Source organism: Algoriphagus marincola DSM 16067 (assembly GCF_000429405.1).
Lineage (GTDB): Bacteria > Bacteroidota > Bacteroidia > Cytophagales > Cyclobacteriaceae > Algoriphagus > Algoriphagus marincola.
Genome location: NZ_KE386897.1, coordinates 8,031 through 33,796, shown reverse-complemented (window position 1 = coordinate 33,796; position 25,766 = coordinate 8,031). Strand labels below are relative to the sequence as shown.

The window sequence follows — 25,766 nt, the reverse complement described above, 5'->3', positions numbered from 1 at the left end:
GTCTTTCTTCTTATCGCGTCCTAAACAATTTCTTGAGCTTCTTACCCAAGGAATCTTTTTGCTTTTTTATCCTATCTTTTTTCGTCTCTACATCCTCCCCATAATAATTATACATGTATTTATTATTCTGAGAATAGAGATAGGTATTGCCATACCCATAATTGTACCCTTCGTAGTGATATCCGGAATTGATGATGCCATTGAAAACACCATAAACATTCGTAACCTGCTTATTATTGAAGAGGTCATTGATCATGACCAGGTGATCCTTCACGGTGTAATTCTGCCTTACTACGTAAAGATTAACATCGAAAAGACGCATCAAGTCGATTGTCTCAGAAACCAAACCCATCGGAGGAGTATCGAAGACAACGATGTCAAAATTTTCATCCAGATAATTTAGAAAGTCCTTGAGCCTCTGAGTCTGTAGAAGTTCTGCTGGATTAGGTGGGATAACCCCAGAAGGCACGAAAAAGAGGTTTTCTTGCTGACTAGGGATTACTATTTCTGATGCCTCCACTTTTCCAATCAAATAAGTAGATAAACCAACCTTATCAGAATGATTAAAGTACTTAGCCAGTTTAGGACGGCGCAAATCCCCACCAACTACCACGGTTTTCTTTGATCCCAAAGCCATCGCAGAGGCCAGATTGAGGGAGGTAAAGGTCTTGCCCTCACCCGACACCGAGGAAGTCACCAGAATTCTTTTTGTATTCTTACCGCTAGCTAGATAAGTAATAGCCGATCTTAGGGAACGGAATGATTCCGCCACAGCTGACTTTGGGTGTTCTAATACGACTTTATTAGTATCCTTGGTCGAATATCCAATTACTCCCAACTGAGGAATCATAAAGTGCTTTTTCAGGTCCCGCTGATCTTTGATGCTATCATCAAACATGTCCCGGACTACAATGAATCCGAATGGAAGTAATAAGCCAAGGGCAATTGCTAAAGCATAGTCTTGTTGCTTCTTTGGAAATACGAGTGTTCCACGTTTGGCGGCATCCAAGATGGCATTGTCAGACACATTGGAAGCCCTTGCGATTCCCGCTTCAGCCCGCTTTTCTAATAAGTAGGTATAGAGCGATTCCCGAAGTTTGAACTCTCTGAAAATCCCCGTGTATTGAGATTCAGATTCTGGAAGGGTCGCAAATTCAGCATCGTATCCTTCGATTTCCAACTGAATATTTCGCTGCTTTTTACGGGTATTATCAATCAGATTGACCACATTTTCAAAAAGTGCATCCTGGATTTTTTCCATTTGCACATCGATCTTGATCACTTCCGGGTGATTTTCGTTGACAGTAGCCAAAAGCTTTCTACGCTCCTGAGAAAGGGTGACGAGATTTTGAATTAAGCCATTTAAAAGCGGGTCAGGTACTCCAATGACTGATGGAGCAATGACATCTGAAAAGTCTTTACTTTTCATTTCCATATACCGCCTGATTTCTTCGAAATAATTGAGTTGGTATTCTAATTCCGCATTGGTTTCATCCAAAGAATTCATTTTCCCCAATATATTGGAAAACTCAGCAGAGACATCCAACAACTTGTTTTCGACTTTGAAATTCTGAAGCTCCCGTTCCTTTTGTTTGAGGGAATCTTCCAAAAACCCTAACTGCTCCTCAATAAAAGCGATGGTATTTTCCTGAATCTTATTCTTTTCATTCAGATCATACTCGATATAAGACTCCATCAAGGCATTGATATAGTCTCGACCCTTCTCCACCACCTTTGTGGTAGTTGTAAGATTCAATACAGAGCTAAACTGATTTTCAAGAACCACATTCACTTTCTTGGCCCATTGTTCCTCCAAAGAAGCTGGATTAACCAATTTAAATAAAACCACATCTCCAACCCTTCCAGGATTTACAAGGTGAACGGTAAACTTGGAACGGGCTGTTTCGATCTCTTGACCAAAAGTGTAAGTCTTGTTGAAAATACTTTCATCTCCTGCTGCCTGGGCAGGATTGAAGTCTAAAATACTTCCCTCTGGTGGGACTAGTTTAAAATTCTCATCGGATAAAATCTGCAACTCCACCTGTGCATCTGTCACCTGCAGATGATCCCAATCCACTACAATTCGAATAGGAGAACGGTCATAAAGCTCAATATCCTTAATCGTAGTTTTTGCAAAATACTCTACATCAAAATGAAGTTTTTTTAGTGCCTCACGGGCCAAATTTTTTGAGCGTAGACGAAGAATGTCATTTTCCAGATTGATACCCGAATTAAAGATATTGGAGCGGTCCAAAATTCTGGCTTCAGGCGAATTATTGGTCTTGATCACCATGGATCCACGAACCTCGTATTCATCTACCGTATAGCGGTGGAAGAGAAAAGTTGCAATTAAAAAAATTAGAGTAAAAAGCACATACCAAGGCCAATAGCGGATGTATTTAGCCACGACGTAGCGTATTTCCAGCGCTTTTTCTTCGTTATCTAATTGGCTGAGATCAAGCTTCTCCATTTGAATTAATTCCCTCCTGTTACTAAGTTAATGATTAACAAAGTGGATGCCAGCAATCCTGCAAAAAGTGCTAGTGAAGCGGTCAAATTATCTGCGGTGCCAATCTGTCGAATTTTCATCGGCTCCATGTAAAGGATGTCATTGGGTTGGATGAAATAGAAAGGACTGGCCAGCAAGGCCCGGTCATTCAAATTGATTTGATGAATTTTCACTCCCCCATCGTATTGCCGAATGATAAAAAGCTGATTCTTTTTTCCTAAAAGGGTTGTTTCACCTGAATTGGCTAAAGCATCAAAAATTGTAGCCCTGTTTTTGAAAATCACCTGAACCCCTACGCTATTGAATTCTCCTAAAGTGGTGTAGCGGATACCTGCTATTCGTAAGCGTACATAAACCTCCTCTTTGAAGTACTCATTGATTGCCTTTTGAACTTTCTGTTTTGCTTGCTCTTCCGTAAGTCCGGCGATTTCGATTTTCCCCAATTTGGGAACCTCCACCATACCGTCTTTATCTATTGCAAAACCTCTAAAGTAGAGTGGATCTGAGCCACCTCCACCCCCCATTCCTCCACCCATACCTCCCATTCCACCACCTTGCTGTCCTCCCATAAAGGTAAAGGCCTCAGTAAGTTCCTCATCCGATGTGGCAAAATCGATCTCTACCATATCGTATGGCTGAAGGATATACTCATAATCTACTTCTGCAAAGGGAATGAATTCATTCAAATCGTAGGAGGTGGAATCCGAAAGATTTTGAAGATAGGTAATGCGCTTATTGCTAATGCAGCTACTCGAAAAAAGAATAAGAAGGAAGTAAATAGGTAATAGTCTTCTCATAAACAGATGAATGCCCAGAAGATTCAAATATAGATAAATTGTCGATTTAACTCGCTGCAAGACCAAAAAGGTATTTAGAAACTGGCGAATCAAGGGATTCCATATTTGAACTGTTTTCCTTCAAGGTCGAACCTGATTTGGATCCAAAAAAAATTAAACCTCTATGCCTGGAGTCTCGATTGAGGATAGACCAAGTATTTTTCATAAAAATGATGGCTAAAATAAAATATTCAGCCAGCTTAAAATGATAAGTTTAATCCAATTGAGCTATTTTCAAGCATGCAAATTCGCAGAGCTTCATCAGAAGACATTCCTGGAATTATTTCCTTGCTCAAAAGCTCCCTTGGAGAATCCTTACTTCCCAAGTCAGTAGAGTTTTGGAATTGGAAGCACCTACAAAACCCATTTGGTGAATCACCAGTCTTGCTGGCTTGCGAAGCTGATGAAATTATTGGAGTGAGGGCATTTCTTCGGTGGGAGTATCGAGAAGGAAATCAGAAATACCAAGCCCTGAGAGCGGTGGATACGGCTGTACATCCAAACTATCAAGGAAAGGGACTCTTCACCAAACTCACTACCCAATTGATCGATGAGGTGAAAAAAGAAGGATTTGACCTGATTTTTAATACCCCAAATGAAAAAAGTCTTCCCGGCTATCTGAAAATGGGTTGGGAGAAATGGGGCAAACTACCTTTAAAAGTAAAGCTCAAAGTTCCTAACAAATCTGAAAAGGCTTCAAAAACAAAAAACTGGGAAGAAATAGCAGGTTTGATCGCAAGGCTTGAAAACAGTCCTCCGTGGACAGAAGGAGTGCGAACAAGCCTAGTTCCGGGATATATTCATTGGCGCTACCGGGATTGTCCGATTGTCGATTATCAGTCTGCAAGTGATGGAGAAACCTATTTGATGATCTATCGACTGAAAGAAGGAAAAAAAGGTATGGAACTTCGGATCGTCGATTTATTCCATCACTCGGATTTTGGGAAAAAGCAAAGGGAACTTTTAAGAAAAGAATTCAATCAAATCTGTAAGAATTCAGGAACCATTTGGGTAAGTTTTTCAGGTTTAAACTATGACTCGGATATATTAAACCTTGGCCTAGTTCCTATTTTAGATCGAGGTCCATTGGTCACTCTTCGGAGGGTTAGAGAGGATCTCAATCCAAAGGATTTGAACTGGAAGTGGAGTTTGGGGGATTTGGAGCTTTTTTGATTATTTGGCTCTTGTAAAAAAATATACCTTCAGTGAAATATGCGTGCAGCGAAATACGCTTCGTGCCTGCCTGCCGTGGCAGGAAGTACACCTCACTGCGTTCGGTGAGATAGGCCATTATTTCTTGGCGCAGCCATATCTTTCTTTTTCTGCGCAGCTATCTTTTAAAAAATCTTCTCTGAGTTCAAAAAGATACCCTTAACTTCGTTCAGAAAGATATAGTCAGCTTCGCCTCCTAAGATACACCTCTCTTCGGTCGGTGAAATAAACTGGATAAATGCCTATTTGAACAAAGAGTGCTGAAGGCACACAAATACAGAGATAAAATACGGTTATTTTCTTCCTCAAAGCCACAAAGAAAAATTCGAAAAAATGAAAGAGACGCTGAAGGCGTCGAACTGTGAATAGCCCCGGGTACAACCCGGGGAAAAAGAATATGCCAGATTAACCAGCGCTGGCCCATAATCCTAATATGGAAATGAATACTCTGTGCCAGCAAGAGGACGTAAAACCTTGAATAAATGCTGTGCGTGGAGACCTGTCTACCGAAGGCAGGCACAAACGGGGGCAAAAGAAACGGCCTTAGAATCTTTATAGCTTCTATGCAAATTTTACCCTTTACTACTTTTGAAGGCCAAAAGTAGCCAAAAGCCTTCGACGCAAAAAAGCCTGCCTGAGGCAGACAGGCTTCAACGCTCAAGGCCGAACGCTGGCCCGCTTTTGCGTCAACCCACCGCGCCCAAAAAACAATAACCTCGGAAAATGAACCATTAAGGAGTGCTGAAGGCACGAAATATACTAGCCGGGGTTTCCAACCCCCGGATTGGAATGAATAGCGAAGTTTTTAGCGCTGGACCTTGATCTCAAAATGGAAACGGATACTAAGTGCCAGCAAGAGGACGTAAAACCTTGAATAAATGCCGTGCGTGATGACCTGTCTACCGATGGCAGGCACGAACGGCGGCGAGACCGATTGGAATCAATAGGACATTTTTGGTTTGTCCGGATTGCAAATCTTTGGATAAGGAGTTCGGGATTTTTCTACCTCACCCCAACCCTCTCCTCAAGGAGAGGGAGATAGTTCCGTGAAGCTCAAAAGCTATTTTAATTGATTTAGATTCATTTGGGTTATCAATCTCGATATATCAAGAATCCATCCTTGGAATCTATGGAGCACTATACCTTTTAACCCCATTTATTTTATTCTAAGGTCGCCTTTCCTTAGGTTTGCATGCAAGCTAAAACCAAAGTGACCCAAAAAATCAAAATCCTCCACTTGATCAAATCCCTTGGACGGGGAGGAGCTGAAAAATTGATCCCGGAAACAGCACTCGTCCATGATCAAAGTTGCTTTGAGTTTCACTGCCTTTATTTTTATCATCAAAAAGAAAATATAGTCGATGAACTGGAAAGGGCCGGAATCCAAGTTCACCTGATCCCATCCGGAAACCTGGGCTTATTTTTCCAAATTGGAAAAGTCAAAAAGTTTATCGAAGACAATGGCTTTCAAATTATTCATGCACACCTTCCCTGGGCTGGAATCTTGGCTAGAGCAGTTGGAAGCCGAGTTTCTATTCCTATCGTTTACACAGAACACAATACTTGGGACCGGTACAATAAAGTTTCTTATTGGGGAAATCGACTGACCTTCAAAAAGCAGGATGTAGCAATTGCCGTATCCAATGAAGTTGCCCTTTCCATGCAGCTAAACTCCATGTGGGACCCCTATCGCAGAGGAGAAAAGCCAAGCGTTCGGGTCGTGCAGAATGGAGTGAATACGGAAGTCTTTAGGAGAGTTGAACCAAGTACAACGTACAAAGTACCAAATACTAAGTATTTAGAAGCAATCCCGATAGCTATCGGGAGCAAGATCGTAGATCCTGGAGACAGTAGTTTGGAGAATGGAGGCTTTGGAATTGATGATGGGAAAAAAAATACAGAAGAGATTGCTCAATTTCTTTCCCCCGATTCATTAAAAGTCCATTTAGGCATTCCTGAAGGGGTAAAAGTGATTGGAAAGGTGGCTGTTTTTCGTTCGCAAAAGAGGCTTTGGTTGTGGGTGGAACTAGCCCTTCGAATTTTAAAAAAACGAAATGACGTTCATTTCCTTCTTGTCGGTGATGGGGAATGGCGAGCTAGACTTGAAAAGCAAATAGAAGAATCCGGCAAGGCACAGCACTTTCATTTAGTCGGCGTTCAAAAGGAGGTCATTCCTTATCTGAACCTGATGGATATCTACCTGAGCAGTTCGGAATTTGAAGGATTACCCATTGCCATGCTGGAGGCCATGGCCTGTGAAGTACCCGTTGTAGCTACGCGAGCAGGAGGAATCGGTGAGGTGATTCAGCATGGAGTGCAGGGTTTTTTGTCTGGAATTGACGATTGGGAGGAGCTGCAAGGCTATTGCCTGCAATTACTTGAGGATGATGTATTGCATATAAAAATGGCTAAGGCAGCCAGAGAGCAAGTAGAAAAGTATTTTAGTATGAAAAGGATGGTAGCTGATTTGGAAAGGATTTATTTAGAGGTAATTAACAAGAATTTTAAGCCTGAAAAAGGAATTTAAACCGCTCTATTTAAGCTTTCGCCAATATGGTCTCCCCTACCCCTTGCATGGATTTAGATTGAAAACCGTAGCTATCTTTCAACTGATGGAAAGTTTCAATAATGAGTTTTAATTCCTTCATGCTGTTTTCGGGACTATTTCCAAAGTTGTGGGGATGCCACCATAAATGATAGAATTCTCCATTTTTTGCTGCCCAGTCCATTTCACCAAGAATGCGGTTGAGCCGAGCCTGATTGATCAAAGGTACTCCGGAGGCGTAAGGTCTGAGGATTCTAGAGGCAGGAATGATCACAGGTTCATTCGGAAATCGTAAAATATCCTCTTTCCTAAAAGTTGATTTCTCTCCCGTAGGAATAAAGCAATCCGCAGAACGGAACCATTTTTTACTCAGACTTTCGTGTTGGGTTTCCTGCCAGAACCAATTCTTGGGATTTCCCCTTACGAATTCATAGCCTTCCTCTAGGCAAATCGGCAGGTACAACTCATTGATATGATTTCTAGGAAAAACTAAGGAACGAAGCTTTACTCCAAACTTCTCTTGGGCTATTCTTTGGGTAGCCGTCAAATCACATCGAAACTGATCTGGACTTTGTCCCCTCACCAAAGTATAGTAATGTGCATAGGAATGAGAACCCAATTCCTGATAGGGTGTATCCAAGATTTTTTGGATCAATTCAGGTGCAAAGTGAACTTCTGGTCGAATCCCATGATCTTTTGCCCATTGGTAAGCGGATAGTTTCTTGTCTCGATAGGAAGGCAAATTATCCGGCGCATAATGCTTCCATTCCTCTTCATTTTCGGCAAATAGCATCCCTACTGTGGCCCAGGTAACTGCTATTTCATTTTTACCAAAAAGATCCAGCATTTCAGGGACAATCTTTCTCGTATTGGAAAAGTATTCCGGCCGGTAGTTGGCTCCAACCTTATCAAAAATTCCCCAAAGGAGTTCGAAGTCCAGCGAGATCGTAAAAGTTCCGGGCATGGTGGTGTTTGCAATTAACAATGAAGATAGGGAAATATAAGAAATACACCTTGAGGGATTTAAATTTACGAAGTACGATTTACGAAATACGGCGATTTTAATGTGGAATGGAGAATGTGGAATGTGGAATGGAGAATGTGGAATGTGGAATTTATAAGCACCCATGATACTAAACAGGATGGTGATTTTTTTTCTCAATAATAAGAAATACACCTGTGGTGAAATACACTTTGAGAAATACACCTCCCTTGGGTCGGTGAAATAAAGTTGGCTTTGCCTTCTAAGATACACCTCTATTCGTTCGATGAAATATCTACGAAGTACGAGTTACGAAATACGAGGATTTTAATGTGGAATGAGGAATGAGGAATGAGGAATTTTAGAACCATTTATAATACTCGACAGGGCGATGATCTATTCTCTCACTAATAAGAAATACACCTGTGGTGAAATACACTTTGAGAAATACACCTCCCTTGGGTCGATGAAATAAAGTTGGCTTTGCCTTCTAAGATACACGTCTCTTCGTTCGATGAAATAAACTGGATAAATGTATGTTTGAACAAAGAGTGCTGAAGGCACACAAAGACAGAGACGAAGTACGGTTTTTTTCTTCCTCAAATCCACAAAGAAAAATTCGAAAAAATGAAAGAGACGCTGAAGGCGTCGAACTGTGAATAGCCCCGGGTACAACCCGGGGAAAAAGAATATGCCAGATTAACCAGCGCTGGGCCTTGATCTCAAAATGGAAACGAATATTTTATGCCAGCAAGAGGTTCGTAAATCCATATTTGAATCGGAGGATAATTGAGATTTCTCGGATTGCAAATCCCAAGATATGGGTTCGGCAGCAGAAATATTCCTTGGAATACAAATCCTAGGATAGGAGTTCGGTTATTGGGAAAATAACCTTCGAGGTCTGGAAGACCTCAAAGGTTAGGTAGCGGCTTCGGCGAGCTCCCGCTTCCTCCGCTCCTCCTCTACGATCCGATTATAAATAGCTGCCCGCTTCTTGATTCGGTTTGTTTTTTCCCAGTCCATAAAGGCCACGATCACAAAAAGCATGTAATACATAATCTGGGACTTCTGCCGGATGATGATTCCCAGATTCGACATCACAAAGGTCATAGAGATGGAAATAGAGATAAACACCACCGCCGACATCTTCACCATGGCCGGAGCAATGCGAATGTAATCAATAAAGCTCTTCTTAAAGATCCTGGAGAACATATAGATATAAAGAGCATTTTCAAAGGAAATAGCAATCCCCAATACATTCGGAGAATCTATAAATAAAGGCCGAAACCAAAAGGTAAAAAGCTTCATCGGAAGGCTGTAGCTCGTCATATCTACCGCCGAACCAGCAGATTGCAAACGCTGCGCATTTAAAGCCGTCTCTTCCTCAAAACTTGAAACCACATTATTCGGGTCAAAGCCTAGAAATACCAATAATTGATCGTATACCAAAATACTCATTCCAATTCCTGCCAAGGCTGCCAAATACTTCTGATAGAGGGGTACTTTCTCTCTACCCAAAATAAAACCTACTCCCATCCCAATCAGCACCGCGAACAAGATATGAGGTCGGATCATGTAGCATATAAATCCACCTAAAACTATCTGAAAAACCCTTTTCCCCGGCCAGGAAAGTCCGTAAGTCAAAAGTGCTAATCCTGTAAAAATATAAGCTCCTTTTCCCAAGGAAGCGGTCCAAAAGTGCATATTGGGCAAAAACATAAAAATGGTAATGGCATCCCAACCCTCAAACTTTGGATTGAATCGCAAATTCTCCTTCATCAAGCAGTAGAAATAGACAAAGCCCCAAAACCCCACCCAAGTGGAGAAGAACATCATCATATCATAATTGAAGCCTAACCACTTGGCAAAAGGATAATTAATCCATTCGATAAACAAAGTTCCGGGCTCAAAGGCATCAAACCAATTTTTGTAGTGTCGATAACTCCAGAAATAGACAAAGGAATCTGATCGATTAAACTGGGCATAAGTCCAATACACCAATCCAAAAAACATATGGTACCAGTACATTTGGTTTAAAAGTCCTGCTTTTAGCCATTTATGCTCCTTTTGAAGGTTATTCAGAACAGGCTGTGAAGCAAAGAAGAGCAAAAGGATTAGGAGTACTGCGCCGAGCAAGGGAATCGATGTTAGTTTATTTCAAATATAAAAGACTTAGAGTTTAAATGTTAAGGGTTAAAGGTTAAGAGTTAAAAGGTTTTGGGTTTTGGGTTGTACGTTTTGGGTTGAGGAGTTGAGGAACTGTGGAATTGAGGAATTGACGAATTGACGAATTGATTAATTGTTGTTCAGGGTTCAGCGTTCAATGTTTAGTATTAATAGTATTATGACCTGTGACTTTATAAAATGAGTGAATGGGACATAGGTTGTGTACGTCATTGCGAGGAGCCTTTTATCTAGGGTAGTATTCAAGATTATTTTTGCGACGAAGCAATCTCAAAATTAAATCATTGATGACCAATAAAGATTGATTCCTTCTTTGGTCACTTAGATGACAACCTGTAATGATTAAGAGGACCTAGTTTTTGTCTAATAAAGACTTATAAAACTGCTCGAATTGGAGGGTGACTTGAGGGAGGGAGTAGTGGATGGTGACGAGATGGTGAGCTTGATCGAGGATTTTTTGTTTGGAATCATTATCTAGAGAAATTACTTCTTGAATGGCATGAATAAAAGCTTGGGAATCATTGGAAGGAACACACCAACCGGTTTCCCCACTCTTAACTAACTCTGGAACCCCTCCCACATCAAAAGCCACTACCGGAACTCGATTAATCATTGCCTCCATTACTACTCCAGGAACTCCTTCTACCAAACTGGGCAAAATCATCAAGTCCGATCCAGCTAATATCTTACTTAAATAAGATTTTTGATAACCCAAAAACAAGACAGAATCTTGAATTCCTAAATCAAAAACCAATTGTTCTAACTTAGGTCGTTCAGGACCCTCGCCGACAATTATCAATTTTAGATTCGGATAATCATTCCTAAGCTCCTTGATCAATCGAATACTGAACTCAAAGTTTTTCTCCGGACTCAAGCGTCCAACTTGAACCAAAACAAAATCATCTAATCTGATACCAAAGGTAGATTCTAAAAATATACGGCCTGTATTGCTCTCTACTGATTCAATGGGAATTCCTCTTCGGATTACTCCACATTTATCTTTTGGCAGATTAAGCAAACCTCTGATATCTTGATTTGCAACCTCTCCTACCGAACAAAAGTAATCTACCCGTTTGGCAAGTAACTGATAAATAAATTTGATCCAAGACCTATTCCCCACCCAATGGCTCATGATGGAGATATTTCGATAAACTAGCTTAGGTTTTTTATTTCCAATGAGTGCCAAAACCGCATATTTCCAGGTATCTGATCCATTGGCTTGGATAATATCAGGGTAACTTGCTCGAATTACCTTCCTGAGACTTCGGACTAATTTTAAATCTATTTTTTTATTTGGATCTCCACCCAAATCTATGTTCTCTGAATCCCTCAGAAAAAGCTCCTCTGACGGATTTACAGAATAAAGCCCAATCCATGACACTTCATGTCCTAGGTTTACCAATTCCTGAGAAAGCAAAAAAGCCGATATCTCGGCTCCTCGTGACTTTCTTGATGTGACTAGTTGAAGAATTTTCATTTACCGCTTAAATGTATCCATTACCTTCCAATCCTCATTAAAATTCAGGGTATGAGTTCCTTCCCATCCTTCTTCCCAATCGGCATCCAAAATTTGATCTGTCACTTCTTCGAAATTCTCAGTATCCCAATTCACTATTTTTTGGATGCGAATTTGATGCCCGTAATGCTTGGCTGAATCCTGTGCAGGTCTATACCATTGACCATTTTCTTCAAATAAACTCCCAGCAGGTCTACTGGATTTGACATCAGAAACTATCGGATTTTGGGGATGAGAGATCCACTTGCCATCCCGGAAATCAGTTGAATAGTAGAAAAACAATTCATCGAATGAAGAGGAACCGGGGTGTTCTTTTTGGTTGGCAAAAAGCCAATACAATCCGTCTTTTTTACAAATCGTAGGATCATACAATTCCTTTCCATGAAACTGAGATTGAATCCATTTCCATTGGTAAGGAAACTTAACTGCCTGATAAAACCGTAATTCCTTCTTTGAAGCACTTTCTACCAGCATCCAAAACTCCCCATCCTCTTCCCAAACAAATGGATAAGAAAGATGAAAAGACTCTTCCAAAACAGGCTGAAAATTGCATAAACCCTCATTAGTGATTTCGGAACATGAAATAAAGCCCTTCCTATTCTTGTAGTCAAACTGCTCTACAAAAAGCCAATTCTTGCTACCCTTTTTTATCAAAAAAGGGTCTGCTAGGTAGGTTCCTTTTGGGTTTTCGATAGGAATTGGGTTTCCTTTTTTTTGATCAAAAAGCCAAATTTTCCATACCTCCTTCTTAAGTCCCTCTTTTGTTTTTCGAAGTACATTTCTCCAGGCCCAGATAGTGGCTAATTGAAGGATTTTCCAGTTCCCTGGCGGCTTCCTTAGTCGAGTATCCGAAACTTTATAATTGGATTCCCTTTCATTAATCTCCTCTCTCCATGCCTCTACTCCTATTCTATTGATTCTAGCCAATTGCCTTGGAATGAAAAACAGGCTTTTCCAGTAAACCTTGTTCGCATTTCTATGGACAGAAAGTGGATCGGTACGGCTCCAAGATCGATAAATCACTTGTCCATCATCCAGTTTATCTGAGAGAATCTGAAGCACGGAACCTGTTTCCTGCCAACCCAACATCACCTCCCAAAAGCAAGGCGGGCCTCCCCGATTTACCAGATTGTCCCCATGGTGATAGGACCAAATTCCCAATCTTGGAATAGCCAAAATTTCCCCTTTAAGAATTCTAAATCCCAAACGGATCAAAATATCGGGATTCCTATTTCTTACGATCTCTAAATCTTCTTTCGAGAACTTGTCCGAAAACTTTGCCTGAATGGGATGAATAGGAATGACTTCTGCTTGAAAACCGGGAATCAAGTGAAGATCTTTTCTTTCGAAGGCATTAGAACTCAACTTAAATAAAGTTCGATCAAGCTTAGAAAACGCCCGATAAAGAAAGGGTGAACGTCCACCTGAAGCTTTTGGACTTTGATTCAAAAGTACAAAGTCTATAGCAGCTAAATTCTCCTTGAGAATGATCCGAATCATCTCCCAAGCCCAAGCAGGAACCCGTAAAGAATCTAAAAGTAGACCAACTTGTAATTTGGGCCTACTTCCTGCAGTACTCTTCATATGCCCATTTTAGCACAGCCTCATACTCCTCTGCAATCACTTGTATATCAAATCGCTGAATAGCTTCCTTTCTAGCTTCTTTACCTAATAGTTCCATTCCCTTTGGCTCTTCAATTGCCCGGAGCATGTGATTTGCTAGCATCTCAACATTCCTAACGGGAAAAGTAAGTGCATTTTTATTCGGTATTACCGCTTCCAAATTCATCGGGATATCTGATGCTATAATTGGAATCCCAGCCATCATCGCTTCCACCAAAGCACCGGAAAAGCCTTCATACCAAGAAGGAAATACAAAGCAATCCGATTCGTAAAGTTTATCTGTCACATTGGAAATTGCTCCCGGTAAACTGATTGAATCATTAAGATTTAAATTCTGGATCAACTTTTCCAAAACAGGCCGATGTACCCCTTCTCCATAGATTATCAATCTTGAATTTGGATATTTACTATGAACTTTTGCAAAGGCTTTGATCAATTCTTCAAAGCCCTTGATTTGAAGCAATCGTCCATAGGATAAAAAAATAAAGCCAGGAGATGCTGGCTTTTTCCATTGTCTTTCAGGAATCTGACGTCCACGATAAACCACTTTGGTTTTCTTAATTGGCACACCCAATGTTTTGACATGGGATTGAGCAATACTGTAAGAATTAGAAATATATGCTTTTGGAATTCCAGAAGTCAGCCGATCTAAGGTCCAGAAGAATTTAAACTTTTGTAGGTTTAGAAAAGATTTATTTTCAAGAATAAAATCATTGTAACTATCACTGACAAAAGTTCCTATTAAAGGAACTTTTGTTTTTAATGAAACAATCCTAGAAATTAAATTACTTCTTAAAAGGGAAGAAACAAGCAAATCGGGTTTTTCATCCTTTACCAATTTACCAAGCTTTCTAATTCCGGACAGGAAATCATACTTCCCTTTTAAATCCAAAAATACAAGAGGAACCTTAGCTTCCTCATAGAGGTATTTTAAGTCATGCCTTGGGTAAAAATAAACAACCCTAAAACTCAAATTTGTTGAAACCAAAGGAAGAATTTGCAACAAACTCTTTTCGGTTCCGGCATTAATTAAGGTATCTTGGATAAATAAGATTTTCAATTTTTTAAAATAGAACTCAACCGTTCTACACTAGATTCAAGGCTAAATTGAACTGCTGCATTTTTTGAATTTAAATAATCCTCCTCTTTAATATTTCGAAGATACTTATATACCGATTGTGCAATAATCAATTCATCTAAATCTTGATTGATTAGTAAACCACAATAAAACTCATTAATGACCTTGGTAATTGTCCAATCTAGATTACTTGCAACAACTAAACAACTTGCCCCAAGATATTCACCGAATTTAATTGGAGAAGAAACTCTGTTGACTAAATGATTTTGTCGAATTAAAAAGCCAAGCTTACAATCTTTCAAGTGTTCAAAAACTTCCTTACTATCTTTAGCCGAAACTTTTATAAAATTAGATTTTGGAATTTTTTGAGTTAAAACATCTACTCTTTTATCTCTTGAGATGACTTTAAACCTTAAAGTTGGATCTATAGAATACAGGTGAAACCAAATTTTTTCGAGTTTTGAAAGCCATTGCCAAGGTGCACCGGAACCAGAATAAACCAAATATTCCTTTTTTGAAAGTTCAATACTTTCTTCAAAAATTGGAACAGTACTTGAGATTGAAAAAAAATTACTGGCTTCGAAAATTTGGGAGAGATATTCTCCCATCGAGTCTGAAACTGTAACAATTCGATTGGGATAATCGCGTAATGAGAAAGACTTCCAAAATATTTTTATGCGAAGTTTTGTCCAAAAAGAATTTGAATGCAATAATTTTTCTTCAGGAATACCATTTATGAACCAAAGAGATTTTTTAATCGAATTCTTTGGAGTAAAAAAAATACTTGAAGTACCTACAAGAGCAATAAACTCAGACTTTCTTTCGGTAATGATCTTCGAAACAAAGGATCTACATTGAAAAATAGAAAAAATCTTTGCTTCAATTATATAAACTTGACTAATTCCAAAGTCTTTAATAAATACTTCAAAAGGCTTATGGTCCTTATTGTGGTATTTTTCATTAGGTAATAGCCAAATAAAATCAATCTCATCACAAACCCTTTGGTAGGCTAAAATAATTAGCCTTAGTCTAGAACGCTGTAGAGGACCCCTATATAAAATTAAACCTCTTTTCATCGATATTCCGACAAAGGATATACTTTTCTGGAAAGAAACGGAATTTGAGAAATAATTAACCTTACAAGAGTGTCCAACCTTAGACAATCAATTTTGTATGCTTTGTAAAGAAATTCCTTAGCTTTACTATAATTCCCCAAGCGCAGATTACAAACTCCAATAATTTGCAAATAAACTCTTTTTTCTTTCAAATTTTTATCAAAATAATCCGCATGCTTCTCTAGAAGTAACCGAGTTGAATACTCCATATTCTTCATATTCTTACTTCCTCCTACAGGTTTATCGTGATAAAGCAAAGAAACAAAACTTAATTGTTTTGGTATAATATTTTCGTAATTAATTCTCCGAAATAATTCGGAGTTTTCACCAAATGTAAAACGAGAATCATAACCTTTAAGTTTATTAAATAAACACCTTGAAATTATAAAAGCGCCAGAAAGAAATTTTATTTTTTTTTCTTTACTTGGAATGAAAACCAAATCTTCAACATATCCCTCTCTAATTCTTTTAAATCCGGCTAACAAAACCAACTCATTTGGAAAAACTTTCAACGATTCAAAAAAATTCCTTAAAGCAGTTTTACTAAGCTCATCATCAGAATCTAAAAAAATTAACCAATTACTTTTAGCTGCAAGAACCCCTCTATTTCTTGCTGTACTGACTCCGGAATTTTCTTGAAAGATATAGGAAACTCTTTTATCCTCGATGAAAGAATAGACAATTTTTTCAGAATCATCAGTACTACCATCGTTAACAAAGATTAACTCCCAGTTTTTAAAAGACTGATTTTGAATGGAAAGAAATACCCTTTTTAAAGTATGACTGCTATTGTATATAGGAATAATTATTGAAAAGAAAGGATTTTGTGATTCCATTAAGCTAATACTCTCCCAATCAAAAATAAAGAATGTGAAAAGCTTTTAAGCACCCAGTTCTGCCAATAAAATCCTCTTTGAGTTAATAAAGGAAAAAAATTCCTCAAACCGTAAATTATCCCAACTGATACTCCCCTGACAATAAAAAATAACTTTTTGTGAAGATCCAGCCGTCCGTGTCTTATTTGAAAATCTCTTCCTTTACCAATCATCCTCTTAATATGCCATTTGATATGATATTTATATGGAGCCACATAATGATAAATTTTCCAATATGGATCAAACCAAATTTCTCCACCCGATTGCCTTATCCTATCTTGCACCACATTTTCCTCTCCATACCCAACAACATCTCCTCTCATTCCAATTTCTTCCGGGAACAATCCAACATTTTTTAGCCATTGCTTCGAAAAAGCACAAATTCCACCAGGAACAGCAACATTATTTGAAATTGGGCCAACATCTAATCTTAATAAAGGACTTTCAACAACAGATTTAGGTATCCAAGGCACTAAACCAAGAGACCACCATGGGAGAAACCTCCCACCAATACCAGCAAATCTAAAGTTACTAATAAGAAAGTAAAACCTTTGTAAAAAATTGGAACTTACTTTGGAATCGTCATCTAAAAAAACTACCCAATCTGCTTTTGCTTCATATATCCCTCGATTCCTTGCAATACTAAGTCCAATTCTAGGCTCGTAAAAATAGCTGATATTTAACTTGGCTTCGAAAAGAACAACAATTTCTTTTGATCTATCTTTAGATCCATTATCTATAACCAATATTTCAAAATCAACTTCATTAAACCTATTTTCGACAAGTGAAGAAAGGCAAGAAAAAAGAAGTTTCTCTCGATTATGAGTACAAATAATAATTGAAAAAACAGGATTAATCAATTAATGATAAGAGTTTTAACGTCTCTTTTTATCAATTTCAAAAACTGCATCAAAGAAAACTTTCCCGTTTTCGTAGATATATATATATAAATATAAGACCTACTACACAATACAAGATTTTTTGACAGATAGTGAAATAAAAATTGGATGTATACACTCGAAAATTCATCTTTTATAGCAGAAGGTATTTCATAATAAATCTTTTCCATTATTAAATTCAAATCAAAAAAATCAAGCTTTGATAATTGACCACCTTCACAAAATTTATTAAATAAGAACAATTCACTATAAGAAAGATTAACCCCAAAAAAAACCAAATAATTATTACGAACTAATTGAAGTCTTCGGTTAAAATCATAGTCCAATTTTCTCGTTATTTGCTGTTCATGAATCCTATATTTAACACCAATTTTAGTTAAATTAGCCATTTTACCATACTGGATCAGTCTGGTCCAAAGCCGATAGTCTTCACAAAGAAAAAAATCATACTCATATTTCAAATGATAATCTTTTAATATTTTAGATCGAATCATCATTGTAGAATGGTAAAAAACATTCGAAAAAATCAAACCAGCTCTTATCTCTTGGTCTAATTGCGGAGGGTATTTATGTTGTTTTAAAGGAATCCTCTCTATAGCCATTCCGCATGCTACAAAATCTTTCTTCTCTTCTAAAAAATTTACTTGATTTTTTAACCGATTAGAACAAGCAATGTCATCTGCATCCATTCTTGCAATATAATCACCGGTTGCCTTTTCTAAACCAAAATTTAATGCAGCTATTAGTCCCTTGTTATTTTCAAATCTAAAAAATATTAATTTTGAGTCTTTAAATTTTGAAATCTTATCTTTTGTATCATCAATAGAACCATCGTCTATAACAATAATCTCAAAATCCTGAAAAGACTGATCAAGTATACTTCTTATTGAATCTGAAATATACTTACCGCCATTGAAAACAGGTAATATTACAGATACCTTAGGCATATCTTAACGAAAACCAATAATTAATTCACCATGATATTCAATTCGGAATTTCCATTCAGTAAGTTTTTTTAAAATTAATTCTTTACCGTATTGAGAATGGGGTTCTACACTTATGCATGAGACATAAGACATTAATATATCTAAGTCTTTATCATTTTCAAAAATTGCTTCTTCTGAACCTTCAATATCGATTTTAATATAATCTGGGGTTTTAAATTCATCAGAAGATAAAATTTTAGAAAGTGAAATCCCCTTAACAATTTTACCTTTATTATCAGAATTACTAACCTTCATTGCCCAAGCTGATTGAGAATTATCTAAAAATAAAATCTCTTCTTTCCACCACAATGCTTTATTTAAAATGGTTGTTTTTTCATTTCCAAGATTCATCTTGGCAATTTGAATGTTATCTATTGACGGCTCCAAAACCAATGATCGCATTCCCGGAAAATACCAATGCATATAGCAAGAAGTAACACCAATATTTCCTCCCGCATCAATCATAAGCTTTGGGCAAATATTAGTAGATTTGAAATACTTAATAATAGGTAACAGTTCATTATCAAAAAAATGTTGACGAACAACTAATGCGTCAGTAGTAAAGGGACGAAAAAACAACGATTTGTTAAAAAAATTTGGTAAACCGTTAATTTTGACTAGCCCTTTTTCGGAAACCATTGAAAATCCATGCTTTTCAACAAATTCAAAAAGAATTAATGATGACCTAAAAGCATGAAGAAGTTGAAATAAGAGCTTATATATTATAAATATAATCAAACCAACCAAACCAAAAATTTTAAGAATTTTTAAAGATTTACGCATATACGAAAGCTATAAATTAGTACCAACTAAATCACATATTAATAACTTGGAATAAATAACAAATGAAATATTAATTAAAAAATCATAAATCAAAATTAATTCTAAACTTATCATTTTTAATTGAAAATTTTCTTCCAAAAAGAAAAGAGGACTTAAAAAGTCCTCTCAATTCAAGTTCATCAATTTCTTTTGGACTCTTTTGATTACAAGACCAATCCATAAACCGAAATTTATCATCACAAATTATAAGTTTATCAATCTCATAATTAATCATCAGCATAGTATGAATAACAATTTCCTCAGGAAGCGTAACATACTTTAAACGATTAAAAAATAAAGGATAATTCCGAATATTTTTTAAGAGAGAATGAACACCAGTACGGTGAAGCATAAAATAAAATTCACCTCCATAAAAGGTTTTTCTTTTGTCAATTTGAGAAAAAATCATCATGATAAATCCATGAAAAACTCTAATGAACCAATTCCTACTAAAGGAACTAAGAATAATTCGTTTACCTTTCCAAAAAAACTTAATCTTTTTTAATCTGTCTATACCACCATAATTCCATGTCCCAACAGGAAAAATATTTAAAGTAATAAAATTAGTCGGAATGTATCTAGATAAAACATAATTAATAAACTCAGGTTTTTTTAATGGAAGATCTTGACCACTAAGATGAATAAAATAATCAAAATTTACATCTTTATTTTCGAAAGCCAAAGTTAATCCATTTATTAAAGCCTTTACACATTGATAACTTCCCCAGTAAGAATACTCTCTATCAACCCAAAAAATATTTTTCAAATCCGATAAAGCTTCATAAAAAGGGTCACTATCAACATTACGATCAATATGGACAAAAAAATAATTGTTAGCATCTTGCAGAGCATCAATTAATAATCTCACTTGAGAAGGAAATTTATAACATAAAATTATATATGCTATTTTCATTATCCTCTTAGCTTAGAAAAAATAGTTCGAATTTCTCCTCTTTTTATTAAAATATAAAAATTATTAAAGGATTTGAAATTAAATTTTGAAAATAATCTATATAAATACCAAAAAACCGACCTTTCATAAGCCCTTATTGTTAATTGATATTCAGCATTTCTTTTTTTATAGAATAATAACTCACGATATGACATTAAAGAAACATTTGCTTGCAATTTTGAATGCTGCCTATACTCAAGTAAAGCAATTTCAGATTTAACTGCAAACTTAAACCTTCTAATAAGTCTAATAAAAAGATTATGATCTTCTGGGGAAAATTCATTAGTTAAGTATCCTCCAACATCTTTGTAAGCATCAACATAATACATTGATGATCCATGAATAAAATTTCTTTTTTCTAAATCCTTAACACGATCATTATTAAAAACAGGGAAATTTGATAGAAAATATTCACCTCTTTTTTGACCCTTCCATTCTCCAGGAATTCCTTCATAAACAAATTGAGCTCTATCTCCAAATAAAGCAAAATCTGTGTAGCAAATTACTGCACTTGGGTTTTTTAAAAGAGATACAAAACACTCTTCAACGTAATTTGAGAAAATTCTATTGTCAGCACCCAAAAAAAACACTAATTCTGTATTTATAAATTTAAAGGCATTTGAAAAATTCCTAACAATACCCAAATTCTCATCATTTCTAATGTAATTAATAAATTTATACTTATTAGAATAATACAAACCTAAATCTTGAGTCTCATCATTTGAATAATCATCTAAAATAATAATTTGATCAGGCATATATGTTTGCCTTAAAACAGAGTTTACACATTCGTTTAAAAATTGACCGTAATTATAGGATGCAATTACACAAGTTATTTTTTTTGATTGAAAAGTTGTCTCATTCAAAACAGTGATTCTGTTCAACTCAAATTCAGATCGACCATTTCCTTGATGACAACTTACAGCTCCTTTAAACTTTTTTCTAACTTCAGAAACGACTTTGGAGTTAAAATTTCCATGAGGATAGCCAAACCAACGAAAGCCTTTGGGATCCAATTCAAGCAAATATGGATTAATCTTTAATTCTTCTTGAATCATTTCCAAATCAAAACAATTCAATAAATCAGGATGAGAGTTAGTATGCCACTGAAGCCGACCTCCATTCTTAACCAAATTAAGTAATTCAATTTCATTTGCAAACATAGCTAACGGTTCAGGACTGTCAAAAGAATTATCCTTTCCGATATAGTCTCCAGTAATAAAAAGTTCAAAAGGGTAATTAAATTTTTTAAGTATAGGCAAAGCATATTTAAAAACCCCATCATATATTCCATCAAATGTAATTACTACATTCGAGTCATCATCTGGGTCATATTCATCGAGAAAGACAACTTTTTTATCAGATAATTGAAGCATCTGACGATAAAAAGAGTCAACAGTAACCCACCACATTGACTTTTTAGTCAAACCAATTTTATGATACATTAATATCATTTTTGATAAACTTCTAAGATATGAGAATATTCTCTATAAGAATAATAATATTCATTAATAAGCAAATACGGGAACCTTGATTTATACCATTCATCTATATGAACAGATACTAGGACTCCATTTTTTTTCAAAAGTTGATCTATAATCAAATAGATTAAAGAATTTGAATTACCAATATATTGAGAATATAACACCCCAGTTATTATAATTAAATCAAACTTAATTTCAACTTTATTTGGAAGATCGAAAAGATCACAACTTAAAAACTCTATGCGCGGGGAGCCAATATTTTCTTTAGCAAAAGATATTGCATTTTCAGAAATATCAACTCCCAAAATTTTTTCTCCAGGAAGCTCCTTCGTTATAAAACCCTCGCCACATCCTATATCCAAAACATTTACGTACTCCCTATTTGGAATTTCAGATAACAAAATCTTTTTTCTAATCAAGTCATCTTTATTTTTCTCATATCCCCATGGATCAGAAACTTTATACCAATCTTCTAGGTCTTTTTTATTCTGAAATTTCATCTATAGAAAAATTATGATCTACAATAATTAACCCCCAGTTCGAGTCGACTGTTTTTCCAGATTTATAATAATCTGATTCTACTATATTTAACTCACAAATATTCAAAACATAATCTTCTATACCATAATTTGATCTAATAAATGCATTAACTTGGTAGCTTCCTGCAACAACAGATAAATCATTTATATCGCATCTTATAATTCCATTCCTAGGAAAATTTACAATTTGATTCTTAAATTCAGAAGATAAACTAATTAACTTTATCTCGTTATGCGCCCAAATACTCATTCCAATTTCAACTATTTTTACACTTTTCAAAGACTTGTAATTGATATAGATTGAAATATTATTACCAGATTGGACAGTATTTGAACCATAAATCTCTAAACCTGTCAAAATTACATTACCAAATCCCTCTCTATCTTTTCTATCATTTAACTTGACATATGGTTTATTTTGATTAGCATTCAAATATTCTTTTATAATTAAATCTTTATTACCGTTGGACTGAACTTTTCCATAGTTCAACAAAATCACATTGTTGCATAAATTCTGAACAGCTGCCAAATTATGACTCACAAACAACACCGTCCTTCCCTGATTCTTGCTTACATCCTCCATTTTCCCCAAGCACTTTCTTTGGAATTCATAGTCTCCTACCGCCAAGACCTCGTCAATAATCAAAATCTCGGGGTCTAGATGAGCTGCTACTGAAAACCCCAAGCGAACTTTCATCCCAGAAGAATAAAACTTCACCGGAGTATCGATAAATTTCTCCACGCCAGAAAAATCAATTATTTCATCCAGTTTGGAATCAATCTCTCGACGGGTCATGCCCAAGATAGTCCCGTTCATGTAGATGTTTTCTCTCCCACTGAGTTCGGGATGAAAACCTGTCCCTACTTCCAATAAGGAAGCAACTCGGCCTTGAATTTCAATTTTACCGGAAGTAGGTTCAGTGATTTGGGAAAGAATTTTGAGCAAAGTTGACTTTCCTGCACCGTTTTTTCCAATGATTCCTAAGACTTCTCCTTTTTTGACTTCAAAGGAAACATCCTTTAGTGCCCAAAATATTGATTCATCCTCTTGGTTAAATCGATTTAGATCATTTAGGCGCTTTAGATTTTTCCAAGGCGATTTAATCACATTCGCGATCTGACCCGCAAGAGTTTTCGGTTGCTTCTCTTTCACTCCTAGACGGTAGCGTTTGGAGAGGTTACTGACTTTGATTACCGACTTAGACATTATCAGAAATCAGGGTATGTTTCAAATCTTTTCTAACCGCAACAAAATTTGCAAGGACAAAATTTTCCATTTTCCATGAATAGGGTCTAAAATCAATCCAATTGGGAAATATCTTCCCCACTTCAAATCCATGATTTTCAAAGAACTTATAAAAATCAGCAAGTAAAAATCTTGACTCTAAAGCCAAAGGACCATATTCAAATTGAACCATTTTAATCTGTCCTTTTTCAAACATTTCTTTAAATCCAAGCAAGACCTTAGACTCAAACCCCTCTGTATCGATCTTCAAAAGATCTATGGAATTAATCGAGTTATTTTTACAAAATTCATCCCCAGAAATTGAATCTACTTCTATTTTTATCCCATTATTTCCCATAAAGTGGCTATAACCAGAAGAAAAAGTTGATTGTTCTGGAAAAAAATTAAAAATCAATTTTCCAGAATCATCCGAAAGAGCGTTGCAAAAACAGTTTATTTTAGAAGTTACTTTTGTAGCCTCTTTTAGCTTATTAAAAGTCTGGGGTACAGGTTCGAACGCATAAATGCTTCCTTCAGGATTTATTCTATTTAATTCCAAGGTCCATTTCCCCACATTTGCTCCTACATCAAAGACTACTTTTATTTCCGAATGGTTCAGATTCTCCAAAAACCAAAACTCTCCGCTTAAATTACTATCATTTATTTTATTATTAAGTGCATTTAAAAGGCTTTGAGCGGTTGAAAAAAGAAATCTTCCTACAACATTCCTCCTTTGAGAAGCTAAAATCCAGAAAACCCTTTTTTTGAGATATTTAAGCATTTAATTCAAATTCAACCTTTCCAATGCAAATTGATATATTTTATAATCCAAATGATTAGCAGTTTTGAAATCATCAATTTCTTTTTGAGAAAGTTTGGACAATTCTGTTATTGAATTGGTTTGATTGACATGAGGAATCTCAAAGTTGACACTACGCCCAATCAATTTGCCTAATTTCTCGATAGAGCTTTTATTTTTTTCAAGAATTCCTACAAAAAAATACGATCTCAAGACCTTTTTATAGTTTGTCTCATCGCATTCCAAAACTCTAGCAAAAAAATTTGTTTCAGATTTAATATATTCATTCAAAGTATAGCCGTTTACCCAATTATGCCCTTTTCTCACACCAAACTTATATAAAGACAATCTGTGGCTGAGCGGGTCTCTTAAAAAGGTCACGCATTTCAAAGAATGAGAAGTAATAGGGTCTCCAATTCTTTTTGTAAACCGATTTCGAGAATGATGATAATGCCCCGCTAGGATTTGAAAAGACTTAAGCCCTCCCAGACTCGGTGGATTATTTTCAAATTGGGTTTGGGCTCGATCCCAATCATCAGGATCAGGATATTGTAAATCGTGGGGAGGATAATCCCTAACCAAATGAAACCACTTTCTTAAAACGATATTTAAACTTGTCCCACCACATTTTGGAATGTGGTTGAAGATAAAAACCGGATTCTCCCCTACTTCTGCAGGATAAGGATTGAGTTTATAATGAAAGTAGGCTCTTGAATACAGGTACTTATCCTTAAGGTATTGATAAGGTTTGCTCTTACGTATTTTTAGAAATTTATTAGCCATTTAAATTATTCAAGACCCCATCGACTCATTGTATCAAGGAATTGTGAATGATGAATGAGTAATTATGAATTGGGTCTAACCTTGAACCTCGAACTTAGAACGTTGAGGGTTAAAGGTTAAGCGTTAAGCGTTAAAGGTTGGTGAACTTTGAACGTTGAACCTAGAACTTCGAATCTCTACGCTACATTGGCAAAAGTCCGTTCCATTTTTTTACCCCCCGAGCCCCCCTTTAAGGGGGATTGGGGAGACTCTAATCCCTTTCAAGGGAGACCTAGGGTGAGGTCAAACCTTTCGAAATTCGACCAATTACACTTTGAAAATTATCTAACACCTCTTCATTTCGAAATCGGATTACTTTTAACCCAAATTCCTCCAAAACACTAGTCCTCCCAGAGTCATACTCTTTTTGATTCAATTGATCATGGATACTACCATCTACTTCAATCACTAGCTTTTTCTGATGACAATAGAAATCCACGATGTATTTGTCTATAGGATGCTGCCTTCGAAATTTGAATCCTTCCAGAGATTTATTTTTAAGGAAGTTCCATAAAACCTTTTCCGCTGGAGTCATTTGCTTCCTAAGTTCTTTAGCTCTTTTATGGATTTCGGGGGAAGCTCCGTAAAAAAGATTTTCTGAGTAGGACATTTATTTACTCCTTTGTTTCTACCCTCTAAATCCCTCCCGAATCTAGTTTCCCGAATCAAGTTCGGGACAGGCAGGGACAGGCTCTTGAGGGGGACTTAGGCACCGGTTTCAATTTCAATAGGGTATTTAAACAAATATTTTCTTGGAAACGAA

At 36.4% G+C, this 25,766-nt stretch carries 21 protein-coding genes; 2 read left to right on the top strand and 19 right to left on the bottom strand.

The features are described 5' to 3' along the window. Window positions 1-10 precede the first annotated feature (10 nt). Together G457_RS0115090 and G457_RS0115085 are read right to left on the bottom strand one after the other, a co-directional pair. On the bottom strand, window positions 11-2,470 hold the full coding sequence (locus G457_RS0115090; protein WP_026947205.1) for a GumC family protein: 2,460 nt from the start codon (window positions 2,468-2,470) through the stop codon (window positions 11-13). A 5-nt stretch (window positions 2,471-2,475) separates the two neighbouring features. Next, entirely contained in the window at window positions 2,476-3,306 is an 831-nt protein-coding gene (locus tag G457_RS0115085) for a polysaccharide biosynthesis/export family protein (protein WP_026947204.1), read from the bottom strand. A 279-nt stretch (window positions 3,307-3,585) separates the two neighbouring features. Between G457_RS0115085 and G457_RS0115075 the strand changes: the two genes are divergently transcribed. Then, window positions 3,586-4,518, top strand: a complete 933-nt coding sequence (locus tag G457_RS0115075) for a GNAT family N-acetyltransferase (protein ID WP_026947203.1) — start codon at window positions 3,586-3,588, stop codon at window positions 4,516-4,518. 1,231 nt (window positions 4,519-5,749) lie between these two features. After that, entirely contained in the window at window positions 5,750-7,084 is a 1,335-nt protein-coding gene (locus G457_RS23085) for a glycosyltransferase (protein ID WP_026947202.1), read from the top strand. A 10-nt stretch (window positions 7,085-7,094) separates the two neighbouring features. On the opposite strand, the gene G457_RS0115065 is transcribed toward G457_RS23085, so the two are convergent. The 17 genes from G457_RS0115065 to G457_RS0114980 form a co-directional block, all read right to left on the bottom strand. Further along, on the bottom strand, window positions 7,095-8,066 hold the full coding sequence (locus G457_RS0115065; protein WP_035484106.1) for a polysaccharide deacetylase family protein: 972 nt from the start codon (window positions 8,064-8,066) through the stop codon (window positions 7,095-7,097). Window positions 8,067-9,002: 936 nt separating this feature from the next. Further along, the gene (locus G457_RS0115055) at window positions 9,003-10,112 is read right to left on the bottom strand and encodes a hypothetical protein (RefSeq protein ID WP_248602866.1); all 1,110 of its coding nucleotides are present in this window, start codon (window positions 10,110-10,112) and stop codon (window positions 9,003-9,005) included. A gap of 508 nt (window positions 10,113-10,620) precedes the next feature. Further along, window positions 10,621-11,745, bottom strand: coding sequence for a glycosyltransferase (locus tag G457_RS0115050; protein WP_026947199.1), 1,125 nt, complete (start codon window positions 11,743-11,745; stop codon window positions 10,621-10,623). Then, window positions 11,746-13,368, bottom strand: a complete 1,623-nt coding sequence (locus tag G457_RS0115045; RefSeq protein ID WP_026947198.1) for a glucosamine inositolphosphorylceramide transferase family protein — start codon at window positions 13,366-13,368, stop codon at window positions 11,746-11,748. After that, window positions 13,346-14,467, bottom strand: a complete 1,122-nt coding sequence (locus G457_RS22335; RefSeq protein WP_026947197.1) for a glycosyltransferase family 4 protein — start codon at window positions 14,465-14,467, stop codon at window positions 13,346-13,348. The genes G457_RS0115045 and G457_RS22335 overlap by 23 nt, the downstream gene beginning before the upstream one ends. Next, on the bottom strand, window positions 14,464-15,561 hold the full coding sequence (locus G457_RS0115035; RefSeq protein WP_026947196.1) for a glycosyltransferase family protein: 1,098 nt from the start codon (window positions 15,559-15,561) through the stop codon (window positions 14,464-14,466). Before G457_RS0115035 ends, G457_RS22335 begins: the two co-directional genes overlap by 4 nt. Beyond that, window positions 15,558-16,436, bottom strand: coding sequence for a glycosyltransferase family 2 protein (locus G457_RS22330; RefSeq protein ID WP_051260851.1), 879 nt, complete (start codon window positions 16,434-16,436; stop codon window positions 15,558-15,560). The genes G457_RS0115035 and G457_RS22330 overlap by 4 nt, the downstream gene beginning before the upstream one ends. After that, on the bottom strand, window positions 16,436-17,335 hold the full coding sequence (locus G457_RS22325) for a glycosyltransferase family 2 protein (protein ID WP_051260850.1): 900 nt from the start codon (window positions 17,333-17,335) through the stop codon (window positions 16,436-16,438). Before G457_RS22325 ends, G457_RS22330 begins: the two co-directional genes overlap by 1 nt. Next, window positions 17,332-18,321 carry a glycosyltransferase family 2 protein gene (locus G457_RS21675; protein ID WP_051260849.1) on the bottom strand — a complete coding sequence of 330 codons (990 nt, stop codon included), beginning with the start codon at window positions 18,319-18,321 and terminating at the stop codon, window positions 17,332-17,334. The genes G457_RS22325 and G457_RS21675 overlap by 4 nt, the downstream gene beginning before the upstream one ends. Window positions 18,322-18,324: 3 nt before the next feature. Continuing rightward, entirely contained in the window at window positions 18,325-19,143 is an 819-nt protein-coding gene (locus G457_RS0115015; RefSeq protein WP_026947195.1) for an FkbM family methyltransferase, read from the bottom strand. Window positions 19,144-19,225: 82 nt separating this feature from the next. Beyond that, window positions 19,226-20,095 (bottom strand): beta-1,6-N-acetylglucosaminyltransferase, encoded by an 870-nt coding sequence (locus G457_RS0115010; protein WP_026947194.1) that lies wholly within the window; start codon window positions 20,093-20,095, stop codon window positions 19,226-19,228. Next, on the bottom strand, window positions 20,095-21,579 hold the full coding sequence (locus G457_RS0115005) for a glycosyltransferase (RefSeq protein ID WP_162142712.1): 1,485 nt from the start codon (window positions 21,577-21,579) through the stop codon (window positions 20,095-20,097). Before G457_RS0115005 ends, G457_RS0115010 begins: the two co-directional genes overlap by 1 nt. A gap of 5 nt (window positions 21,580-21,584) precedes the next feature. Next, window positions 21,585-22,118, bottom strand: a complete 534-nt coding sequence (locus tag G457_RS0115000; RefSeq protein WP_026947192.1) for a class I SAM-dependent methyltransferase — start codon at window positions 22,116-22,118, stop codon at window positions 21,585-21,587. Continuing rightward, the gene (locus tag G457_RS22610; RefSeq protein WP_035484104.1) at window positions 22,102-23,364 is read right to left on the bottom strand and encodes an ABC transporter ATP-binding protein; all 1,263 of its coding nucleotides are present in this window, start codon (window positions 23,362-23,364) and stop codon (window positions 22,102-22,104) included. The genes G457_RS0115000 and G457_RS22610 overlap by 17 nt, the downstream gene beginning before the upstream one ends. Beyond that, window positions 23,357-24,163 carry an FkbM family methyltransferase gene (locus G457_RS0114990; RefSeq protein ID WP_026947191.1) on the bottom strand — a complete coding sequence of 269 codons (807 nt, stop codon included), beginning with the start codon at window positions 24,161-24,163 and terminating at the stop codon, window positions 23,357-23,359. The genes G457_RS22610 and G457_RS0114990 overlap by 8 nt, the downstream gene beginning before the upstream one ends. Beyond that, window positions 24,164-24,562 carry a hypothetical protein gene (locus tag G457_RS23175; protein WP_407637279.1) on the bottom strand — a complete coding sequence of 133 codons (399 nt, stop codon included), beginning with the start codon at window positions 24,560-24,562 and terminating at the stop codon, window positions 24,164-24,166. A 673-nt stretch (window positions 24,563-25,235) separates the two neighbouring features. After that, on the bottom strand, window positions 25,236-25,613 hold the full coding sequence (locus G457_RS0114980; protein ID WP_026947189.1) for an endonuclease domain-containing protein: 378 nt from the start codon (window positions 25,611-25,613) through the stop codon (window positions 25,236-25,238). Between the last annotated feature and the right edge of the window lie 153 nt (window positions 25,614-25,766).